We start from the raw sequence: 3,221 nt of genomic DNA, 5'->3' as shown, positions 1-3,221 counted from the left end.
TATTTTTTCACCTTCACTCCACATTCACCACCCCAACACTCTGAACTTCAACATTGGCTTCTAATTCATTATAGGAAAGAATCGGCACCTGTGGAAAATACCTCTCCGTCATCTGCCTGACATACATTCTCACAGCAGGAGAACATAAAACTATGGGTGACTGCTCCATCAAGGTCAACTCCTCCAATTTTGATGCAATTGATTCAAGTATTAGCTGTGAATCATTTGGATCAAGCGATAAATAATTTCCGTGCTCAGTCTGCTGAACCGCATCGGCAATTATTTTCTCAACTCGCCCGGACAATGTAACCACTTTCAGACTGTCATTGCCAACAGACAATGCGTTGGTTATTTGCCTTGCAAGGTTCTGGCGTACATATTCGTTCAATAAATCGGCATCTGAAGTGATTTTCCCATAATCCGCTAGTGTTTCAAAAATGATCGGTAAATTTCTAATCGAAACTTTTTCCTTTAATAACTTGGATAGAACCTTTTGTACTTCGCCGATTGATAACGGACTGGGTGTGACTTCATCTACAAGAATTGGGGCTGTTTCACGCAGATGATCAATTAGTTGTTTGGTTTCTTGACGTCCTAACAACTCGTGAGCATTCCCTTTAATAATTTCTGTCAGGTGGGTCGAAACAACGCTTGGCGGATCCACAACAGTGTACCCCATCATTTCTGCATTTTCTTTCATATCTTCTGCAATCCATTTAGCGGGAAGTCCAAAAGACGGTTCAATTGTATCAATACCTTCTATTGATTCATCGTCGACCCCAGGGCTCATTGCTAAATAATGATCGAGCAATAATTCACCCCTCGCCATTTCATTCCCTTTGATTTTTAATCTGTATTCATTGGGATTCAATTGAATATTATCCCTGATTCTGACAACCGGGATCACAAGCCCAAGTTCAATAGCCAGCTGACGTCTAATCATTACGACACGATCGAGTAAATCCCCCCCTTGACTGGCATCAGCAAGAGGAATCAGCCCATATCCAAACTCAAACTCTATTGGGTCAACACTTAACAAGTTGACAACACTTTCAGGACTCTTCATTTCATCTGTTTGAATTTCTTCTTCTGTTTCTTCTATTTGTTTGATATCCTGTTTGGGTGTTCTTGTAATTTGGTATCCGCCATACGCAATAATTCCTGCCAGCGGGATGGTGATGATCTCTGGAATAGGTGTAAAGAGTCCCAAGAAAAACATGGTTCCTGCTGTGACGTATAACATACTAGGATAAGAGAGTAATTGTGAAATGATATCATTGGAAAGATTTCCTTTCGATGCAGCCCGTGTCACTGTAATACCTGTTGCTGTCGAGATTAATAGTGCAGGAATCTGACTAACTATTCCATCACCCACTGTCAACATGGAAAAGTGCACTGCTGCTTCGCCCATACTCATTTCAAGCTGCATGACACCAATAATCATCCCGAATATCAAGTTAATGATAACGATAATAATCCCCGCTATCGCATCACCTTTAACAAACTTACTCGCACCATCCATCGAACCATAAAAGTCCGCTTCTCTGCCGACTTTTTCCCGTCTCTCACGTGCTTCTATTTCTGAAATCATACCTGCATTTAGATCTGCATCAATACTCATCTGCTTACCAGGCATCGCATCGAGTGTGAACCGTGCCGCTACCTCCGACACTCGCTCTGAACCTTTCGTAATAACAATAAAATTAATAATAATGAGAATAAGAAACACAACTAAACCTACTACTACATTTCCTCCGACTACAAATGATCCAAACACCTCAACTACACCGCCGGCTTCACCATGCGTTAGAATTGCACGAGTAGTTGACACATTTAGGCCTAATCTAAAAAGAGTCAACAGGAGTAAAAGGGACGGGAAAATTGAAAACTCCAGCGGTTCCCTCATATTCATCGTATTTAACAATACAAGGAGTGCAAGAGATATATTTACTAAAATTAAAATACTTATTAGCCAGGTCGGCAGTGGTACAATTAACATAGCTACAATCATGATCACACCGACTAATACGGGAAAATCTCTAGCTGACATTCTCTTCTCTCCTCACCTGTGGCCGCGTTTAAATTTTTCCTTTTGTCTTGTACACAAACGCGAGTATCTCCGCAACCGCCTTGAAAAATTCCTCAGGTATTGCCTGGCCGATTTCTGCTTGATCATATAGTGATCGAGCCAAGGGACGATTTTCCATCATAATAATGTCATGTTCCTTCGCCGTTAATTTGATTTTCTGAGCAACAAAATCGACCCCTTTTGCTACAACATATGGAGCATCAGATTTTTGTTCATCATATTTCAGGGCTATTGCAAAATGCGTAGGATTAGTTATCACAACATCCGCATTCGGAACTTCCTGCATCATTCTCTGCATGGCCATCTCTCGCTGTTTTTGTTTAATTTTTGATTTAATCAGTGGATCGCCTTCAATATTTTTATATTCATCCTTGATATCTTGTTTGGACATCCGGATATTTTTTTCAAAGTCATATTTTTGATAAAGATAGTCGAGTAGGGATAAAAACAGTAACGCAACGGATGCATACAATCCGACTCTTACTGTAATATCGCCGATTGTCGCCATGGCAGCTGCGACTGTTTTCTGAGACAGGGTCATTATTTCATCCATCCGACCCCAGATGACCCAAAATGTAACCAGACCAACGAAGGAGATTTTTAGGATCGATTTTAATAATTCAACAATAGCACGCATAGAAAAAATTCGTTTAAATCCTTTAATTGGGTCAATTTTATCCAGTTTAAACTGGATCGATTCAGTCGAAAATAGGAAACCTATTTGTAAAAAATTCGAGGCTACAGCAGAAAGAAGAGCCACACCTAAAATCGGTGCCAAAATCTTCGCTATTTCTATAATCACCTCTGTTAACAGAAGCAAGACACTTTCCTCAGTTACAGGCATAAGCATATAGGAACGAAAGGCATGTCGTATTAACCGCAAAAATGCATCGAGCATAGACGCACCGGTAACCATCAAAACCATAAAAACGGCGAGTAATGTGATTGCCGTATTAATATCCTGACTTTTGGCCACTTGACCTTTTTTCCGGGAATCCTGTTTTTTCTTCGGCGTAGCTTTTTCTGTCTTTTCCCCTGCGAAAAATTGTAAATCAAGGTTGAGTGCCATTTATGATCCTCCGATCAGCTGCATCAACCCTCTAAGCGTGACGAGCAAATAGTCAAATAGATG

The 3,221-nt window shown here is 40.5% G+C and carries 2 protein-coding genes; both read right to left on the bottom strand.

Annotation, left to right across the window (positions count from 1 at the left end):
- Positions 1-13: 13 nt before the first annotated feature.
- Positions 14-2,050 carry a flagellar biosynthesis protein FlhA gene (gene flhA, locus AC52RT_RS10970; RefSeq protein WP_495540778.1) on the bottom strand — a complete coding sequence of 679 codons (2,037 nt, stop codon included), beginning with the start codon at positions 2,048-2,050 and terminating at the stop codon, positions 14-16.
- A gap of 28 nt (positions 2,051-2,078) precedes the next feature.
- Positions 2,079-3,158: a flagellar biosynthesis protein FlhB gene (flhB, locus tag AC52RT_RS10965; RefSeq protein WP_495540777.1), complete on the bottom strand. Its 1,080-nt coding sequence runs from the start codon at positions 3,156-3,158 to the stop codon at positions 2,079-2,081.
- Positions 3,159-3,221 lie beyond the last annotated feature (63 nt).

The sequence above is a fragment of the Peribacillus sp. genome, from assembly GCF_059453735.1.
Note: the sequence above shows the minus strand (reverse complement) of the source record. Positions and strands in the feature narration are given on the sequence as shown.